Consider the following 8025-nt stretch of genomic DNA (forward strand, 5'->3'; position numbering starts at 1 on the left):
TTTGTTATTATGTTGGTTTGAAAAGGTAAGTTTCGGCTTGCCTTTTTTTGTAAATTTAATTTAAAGAAAAATATCATGATAAAGAGACTTGACGCCACAGACAAAGCCATTGAATTGATAAAAATTCTAAAAGAAAAACACGGTGATCTAATGTTCTATCAAGCCGGAGGTTGTTGCGAAGGAACTCAGCCACAATGTTTTGAAAAAGGCGGTTATTACCAAAGAATGGGTGATGTTTGCATTGGCACAATTGAAGATACAGAATTTTGGGTTGATAAAGATTTATTTCAATATTGGAAACATGCACATTTTACCCTAAAAGTAATTGATGCATTTGGTGTTGGCGGTTTTTCCTTAGAAACGCCTTTGAAGAAAACATTTCAAATTGAATATCGAATTTTTACGGAAGAAGAGGAAAAGGATTTAGAACCGGTTAGTTTTATTGAGTGAAGGAAAGGTTCAAAGAGGCAAAGGTTCAAAGGTTCTAAGAGAAAGGTTCAGAGGTTCAAAGACAAAGATTCAGAGGTTTTGAGGCACAAAGGAACAAAGGTTTAATCACAAAGACGGATTGTAGAGGCGCACAGCAGTGCGTCTACGTTCCAATTATCCATATTGTATTTTCTCCGTTTGTTAAACCCGACAGGTTTTAAAAACCTGTCGGGTTTACTATGCGTAAAGGTTGGGATTTGATTTCTGTCTTCGGTTGAATGACATCAAAGGCTCAAAATTCTAACCTAAGACGCACTGCTGTGCGCCTCTACGATAAACGTGACCTTTAAAAACTACTATTTTGATACAATCACGTCATTTCCTCCGTTCGCGAAACCTGACAGGTTTTAAAAACCTGTCAGGTTTACTATGCGTAAAGATTGGGATTTGATTTTGTCTTCGGTAGATATGACAAAAAATATGTCTAATTCTAACCGAAGACGCACTGCTGTGCGCCTCTACGATAAACGTGACCTTTAAAAACTTACTATTTTATACAATCATGTCATTTCCTCCGTTTGTTAAACCCGACAGGTTTTAAAAACCTGTCGGGTTTACTATGCGTACAATAAACACAACAATTAGAAAACCTTTGTCCCTCAGAACCTCAGAGCCTTTGTCCCTTTTCTCTAATTAATATACAACAACTGATATTGTTTCGGTGTAATGCCTTCGTGTTTTTTAAATAGTCTGATAAAATAATTAGCATCTTCAAAACCGGATAAATAGCAAACTTCATTGATTTGAATACCAGGATTTCGGAGTAATTTTTTGGCGTGTTTTATTTTTTCGTTTAAAACATACTCAATCGGACTCATGCCAAGTTCTCTTTTGAAAAAACGATAGAAAGACGCCGTACTCATGCAGGCTTTTTCGCTTAGGCTTTTAAGATTTATGTTTTCTTTTAGGTTGAGTTTGATAAATTCGGTAACTTCAAAAATTGGATTATTGGCTTGAATTGTCATTCCTTCGTCAAGAGATTTTACTGTTTGCGTCTGAATAATTCGGATCAATAATTCTTGTAAAGTTAAATCTGCGAGAGCATCTTTAGTGATCGATGTACTCATGCATTCTTTTATAAGTTTATTGATTGTGGTAGCAAGATCGACATTATTATAAAAGAAGTAATTTTGATAATTTAATTGCCAATACCCATCGCTGCCTTCTTTGGGATAACGTTCGTTCAGGAAATTTAAAGTATCTGTGATTTTAGATTTATCGATTGCCAAGGCAAGACATTGCGTTGGATTTTCTCTTGAAGCTTCGGGGAAATCGATTTTCATTTCTACGTTTGACGGAATAACAACTGTTTCTCCAGGCAAATAATCAAATCCGGGATCATCAAAAAGATGCATTATTTTTTTGCCACGCAACATACTTGTTACCACAAAATCATTGAATTTTAGCGGAACCAGTTTTGAAGATTCATAAGTTTCAAAAATATTTAATTCGCAATGATTGAGTGTATAAACAGTCCTGTTTTCGACAAGTGTTTTTAATGATTTTTCACTCGATAAATGAGGAGGATTGATTAAAGCACGTTGGTTATTCATTGTGATTAAATTTTTTAGTGTCGACTTTAAATTTAATCAAAAAAGGAATAGAAACCTCATTTTTAACGTTTTATTAAATCAGCTCTTCGATGTGTTTTTTGATATTTTCGGCTATTTTTTTTGTTGGTAAATCGTTTTCGTCATCTCCAAACGGATCTTCGATTTCCTCAGCAATAAGTTCTAAACTCGCCAGTACATAAAAGATAAAAACAACAACGGGAGCAACCAGATAACCTAAACTTACGGAATATCCAAAAGGCAAAGTCATGGTGTAAAAGAAAATGAATTTTTTAATAAAAGCACTGTAAGAGTAGGGAATAGGCGTGTTTTTAATTCGCTCACAAGCACCGCATATATCTGTAAAGGATTGTAATTCATCGTTTAAAATAATGAGCTGCTCTCCGGTGATTTTTTTAGAATCATACAAATCATTAATTTTATGAAACATCATTCTTTTTACCTGATTTGGTTTATGTTTATGATGGTCAATTTCTAAATCAACATCTTCAAAAAGCTGTTTACTGGTATCAGAATCATGCAAATGTTTATGCAGAATTAGCGCATAAGTAGGAATGAATTTTCTGAAGAATTTTCGATCATTTTCATCTTTCAGCATTGCCGAAAGTTTAATAGCGAGATTACGGCTGTTATTCACCAAACCTCCCCATAATTTACGTCCTTCCCACCAACGATCATACGCCGTATTTGTTCTAAAAACAAGTAATAATGAAATTACAAAACCTAACATTCCGTGCATGATTGGAATGTTGTGGATATAATCGTTTTTCCCAATTTTAAAATACTCTACTTCAAGATAACCAATTAAGGCAGAGTAAATTCCGATTCCAATCATCACCGGAAAAAGCTTTCTGACAGTATCTGATTTATGAAAATGGAAAATAAAAGTAAACCATTCTTTGGTATTGTATGAGATCATTTAAGTTTGTTTTGAAACAAATTTAATTTAAAAATTAATATTTCCGGCTAATTCTTTCAAAGCAATTTCAGATAATTTTGCCTCATATTGTGCGTTGCTGTAACGTACTTTTGCGTTGACATAATTTAATTGGGCTGTTCTGAAATCAATTGTTGTTATAGTTCCAATTCTGAATTTATCCAGCGTAATATCTAAGTTTTGTTTTGCAATTGCTTCGTTATCTTCTTCTAATTCAATTAATTCTAAGTTAGTAAGATAAGTTTGAAAAGCGGTACTTAATTGCGTATTCAAAATCATATTTTGCTGATCGATTGCAATTTGAGAATTCTCAATTTGAAGTTTTGCTACTTTTTCATTTCGATGCTGATTTAAGCCATCAAATATATTTAGCGTAGCATTAAAACCATAATTAAAACCTTTTGCCGATGATTCGCTTGTAAATCCTAAACTCGATTGGCTTTCTGAAATATTATATCCAGAGGTTAGGTTTACAATAGGATAACGATCTGCTTTTACCTGTTTCAGTTGTAATTCGGCAATTCGTTTGTTAATGATTTGCGATTCTAAAGCTGGATTTTGTTTCTTTGCCAAATCCATTAAATCAATCAATACCAGTTTGTTATCGACCGTAACTTCATTAGTTACCGTGAAATCAATTTGTGGATCGCGCGCTAAATATTGGTTCAGTAAAATCTTGGCATTTTTATACGATTCTTTTTGTCTGATTATTGCAGCCTGATCTGAATTTAAATCCACCTGAGCATTTAAAACTTCTAATTTTGAAGCTTTCCCGATGGTGAAACGATTTTGAGCCAACGTCAATCTTTGTTTAGAAATAACAATTGTGGTGTCTAAAGCAGATAATTGCTGTTGTTGCTGAACCAAATCATAGTAAGCCGAATTCACTTGTCCGATTTTCGTTAAAACCGTTCTTTTTAATTCAGCATCACCTAATTTTTGCAATTCTTTTAACTGATCTAATCTTGCAAACATTTTCATTCCGTCAAAAACCGTCCAACCTAAACTTACACCGTAATTTAAACTGTTGTTTTTGGCATTATTTAATGATGTCGAAGTTCCGTCCTGACGTGTTTGCGATGAATTTTGAACGCTATTATTATCCGTTACAGATGCCGTTGCAACCGGTAACATTCCTGCATTTCCTACGGTTACGTTGGTTTCGCTGATTTTTGAATTATTCTTGGCAATCTTAATTTCAAAATTATTTTCTAAAGCTATTTTCATAGCGTCTTCAATAGTCAGAACTTCCTGTGCATTTGTTTTTGCAATGCATAGGAACACTATTAAACTACTAAATAAAATTTTAATATTCATATTTCTTGTCTTTTGTCGGGAATTTCTGAATCATTGAAATTCGGGAATTCCCGGCTAATATATTTTTATTTACTTTCTTTTTCGTATTCTTCGATATGATCAAATTCAGGATAATGTTTTCTTGCTTTAGACCACATTAAATAAATTGCAGGAATTACAAAAAGCGTTAAAGCTAATGAGAAAATAGTTCCTCCCACGATAACAACTCCCATTCCAATTCTACTTGTAGATGCTGCTCCAAGCGACATTGCAATTGGCAAAGCTCCTAAAGCAATCGCTAAACTGGTCATTAAAATTGGACGCAAACGCGCTTCTGATGCTTCAAGAATTGCTTCTAATTTTGGCTTTCCCTGTTCTCGTAACTGATTCGCAAATTCTACAATCAAAATACCATTTTTAGTTACCAGACCAATAAGCATTACGGTACCAATCTGACTGAAAATATTCCAGGTTTGATTGAACAACCATAACGAAAATAAAGCTCCTGCAACTGCCATTGGCACGGTTAAAATGATAATAAGCGGATCGATAAAACTTTCAAATTGAGCTGCAAGAATCAGGAATATTAATAATAAGGCTAATCCAAAAGCGAAAGAAGTATTCGAACTGCTTTCAACAAAATCTCGCGATTCTCCACTTAAATCAGTAGTAAAACTTTCGTCAAGGACTTTAGCCTTAATCTGATCCATTGCTTGAATACCATCGCTGATACTTTTGCCAGGAGCTAAACCAGCCGAAACTGTTGCCGACATATAACGGTTATTGTGATACAGTTGCGGCGGATTACTCTGTTCCTCCACTTTTACAACGTTATCCATTTGAATCAATTGACCGCTTTTGTTTCTCACAAACATCGAGGTTAAATCCAATGGTTTTGAACGGTCTTTTTGATCAAACTGACCAATAACCTGATATTGTTTTCCGTTTTTAATAAAATATCCAAAACGTTGTCCGCTTAATGAAAGTTGTAGCGTTTGCGCAATATCCATGATAGAAATTCCTAAACTTTCGGCTTTTTCACGATCGATACTTACGTTGATTTCGGGTTTATTGAATTTTAAATTGACATCAGTAACCGAGAAAACATCACTTTTACCAACTTCATCCATAAACAAAGGAATTTTTTCTCTTAGTTTTTCAAAAGTAGGAGCTTGTATAATGTATTGAATCGGTAAACCTCCACGTCTGTTTACAGAAATTGTAGGTTGCTGGATTACAGATGTTTTAGCATCAGGATATTTTTTAGTCCATTTTGTTAATTTATCAGCGATATCTTTTTGAGATTCTTTTCTTTCATCCGGTTCTTTTAACGAAAGTCTGATAAAACCTGAATTTGTTGCAGAACCTCCGGAACCTCCGGCAGTAATTACTAAACTTACCTTTTTATCAGGAATAGAATCATCAACTAATTTTGACATTTCCTGCATAAAACGGTTCGTATATTCATATGATGAACCTTCGGGCGTTGTCATACGCATGGTTACAGAACTACGATCATCATAAGGAGCAGTTTCTTTAGGAAGAATGGTAAAAAACAAATAAATCAATCCGAAACATGCAATAAGAATTGGAAAACTAATCCATTTTTTATTCATAAAACGACTCAATGAATCTGCATAACCACTATTTAATTTTACGAAAAACGGTTCAGTTTTAATGTAGAATTTCGATTTTTTCTGTTCTCCGCCTTTCATTAAATACGCATTCAGCATTGGCGTTAATGTCAATGATACAAAGGCAGAAATTAATACGGCGGCACCAATTACTACACCAAATTCCCGAAAGAGTCGGCCTACGAAACCTTCTAAGAAAATTACCGGTAAAAATACCGCTGCCAAGGTTATCGAAATCGAAATTACAGCAAAAAATATTTCATTCGAACCCTTAATTGCGGCTTCGATTGGTGACATTCCTTCTTCAACTTTTTTGAAAATATTCTCGGTAACTACAATTCCATCATCGACTACAAGTCCTGTGGCAAGAACAATGGCTAGTAAAGTCAATACATTTATCGAAAATCCAAAAAGCCACATGATAAAGAAAGTAGCAATTAAGGAAACCGGAATATCGATTAAAGGTCTAAAAGCTATAGCCCAATCTCTAAAGAATAAATAGATAATTAAAATAACCAGAATGATTGAAATCCCCAATGTTTCGGCTACTTCAATTACTGATTTTTTGACAAAAATAGTATTGTCAATTGCAATGTTTAACTTGATATCTTTAGGTAAGTCTTTTTTTAATTTTTCAAATTCTTTATAAAATGCCTTTGAAATATCCAAATAATTAGCACCGGGAAGAGGAACAATGGCCACACCAACTAACGGTGTTCCGGATTGGGTCATTTTAGTTTCTGGATTTTCAGGACCAATACTAGCTGTTCCAATATCGCTTAAGCGTACTATTTTTTCTCCTTCAGAACGGATAATGATATTGTTAAATTCTTCGGCTGTAGAAAGATTTCCAACGGTTTTCACTGTCAGTTCCGTATTAGCTCCTGTCAATTTACCGGAAGGTAATTCCACATTTTGTTTAATCAGAGCTGCACGAACTTCAGAAACGGTACACCCATAAGACGCTAATTTTACAGGGTCGATCCACAAACGCATGGCGTATCTTTTTTGTCCCCAAATTTGGACACCACTTACGCCTGGAATCGTTTCTAATCGTTGCGCAATTACGTTCTCGGCATAGTCACTTAATGCTAATGCATCTCTGGAATCACTTTGTACCGTCATTGAAATAATAGCATCACCATTTGCATCAGCCTTAGAAACTACTGGTGGTGCATCAATATCTTGTGGTAAACTACGAACGGCTTGTGAAACTTTATCACGCACATCGTTTGCGGCTTCTTCCAGATTTTTATCCAGATTAAATTCGATTGTAATATTACTGCTTCCTTGTGCGCTGGATGAAGTTACATTTCGGATTCCGTCAATGGAATTGATTGCTTTTTCAAGAGGTTCCGTGATTTGCGATTCGATAATATCGGCATTTGCGCCGGTATAATTGGTACGAATCGAGATTTGTGCTGGATCTATCGAAGGAAATTCTCTTACGCCAAGATACGTATAGCCAATAATTCCGAATAACACGATTGCTAAATTAATAACAATAGTAAATACGGGTCTTTTTATGCTTAAAGTAGATAAACTCATTTAGATTTTAGATTTTTGATTGCCGATTTAAGAATTGAGATTACTATTGATAATCTGATATCTGAAATCTATTTTACTTTCACTTTGACAGGTGTTTCGTCTTTTAAAGTCATAACTCCGCTAGTTAAAACGGTGTCACCGGCTTTTAAACCAGAAAGAATTAAAATTGAGGCATCTGTTCTGGTGGCAGTTTCTACCATTACTTCTTTGGCTTGGCCGTTGGAAGAAATAAAAACTTTTTTCCCGTCTTGTACTGGAATAATTGCTTCAGTTGGCACTACAATTGCATCCCTAATAATATCTAAAGGCAATTCAACATTAGCAAATGTGCCCGGTAATAACTTCCCATCTCTGTTTTCCGCGATTGCGCGAACTTGTAAGGTTCTGGTCGCTACTTCAACTCCAGGCTCAATTGCATATACTTTAGCCGTATATTTTTCAGTAGATCCTGCAACTGTAAAAGTTAACATAGTGTTGGTTTTTACTTGATTGGCATATTTTTCAGGAATTGAAAAAGTGATTTTTAGTCTACCAATATTAACCAATTTTG

General features: G+C 34.6%; 6 protein-coding genes. 1 reads left to right on the plus strand and 5 read right to left on the minus strand.

Translation table 11 applies throughout. The features are described from left to right. Positions 1-75 precede the first annotated feature (75 nt). Positions 76-450, plus strand: coding sequence for a DUF779 domain-containing protein (locus ACHZDT_RS10325; protein ID WP_394774545.1), 375 nt, complete (start codon positions 76-78; stop codon positions 448-450). 668 nt (positions 451-1118) lie between these two features. On the opposite strand, the gene ACHZDT_RS10330 is transcribed toward ACHZDT_RS10325, so the two are convergent. From ACHZDT_RS10330 to ACHZDT_RS10350, 5 genes are all read right to left on the minus strand, one after another. Beyond that, positions 1119-2042 carry an AraC family transcriptional regulator N-terminal domain-containing protein gene (locus ACHZDT_RS10330; protein WP_394774546.1) on the minus strand — a complete coding sequence of 308 codons (924 nt, stop codon included), beginning with the start codon at positions 2040-2042 and terminating at the stop codon, positions 1119-1121. A gap of 73 nt (positions 2043-2115) precedes the next feature. Next, positions 2116-2979, minus strand: a complete 864-nt coding sequence (locus tag ACHZDT_RS10335; RefSeq protein WP_394774547.1) for a bestrophin family protein — start codon at positions 2977-2979, stop codon at positions 2116-2118. Between the two features lie 27 nt (positions 2980-3006). Then, entirely contained in the window at positions 3007-4314 is a 1308-nt protein-coding gene (locus ACHZDT_RS10340) for a TolC family protein (protein WP_394774548.1), read from the minus strand. 65 nt (positions 4315-4379) lie between these two features. Then, complete coding sequence (locus ACHZDT_RS10345) at positions 4380-7475, minus strand: efflux RND transporter permease subunit (protein WP_394774549.1); 3096 nt, start codon at positions 7473-7475, stop codon at positions 4380-4382. A gap of 68 nt (positions 7476-7543) precedes the next feature. After that, the coding region (locus tag ACHZDT_RS10350) for an efflux RND transporter periplasmic adaptor subunit (RefSeq protein WP_394774550.1) at positions 7544-8025 on the minus strand (482 nt) is incomplete at its 5' end.

Source organism: Flavobacterium sp., assembly GCF_043722275.1.
Taxonomy (GTDB): Bacteria; Bacteroidota; Bacteroidia; order Flavobacteriales; family Flavobacteriaceae; genus Flavobacterium.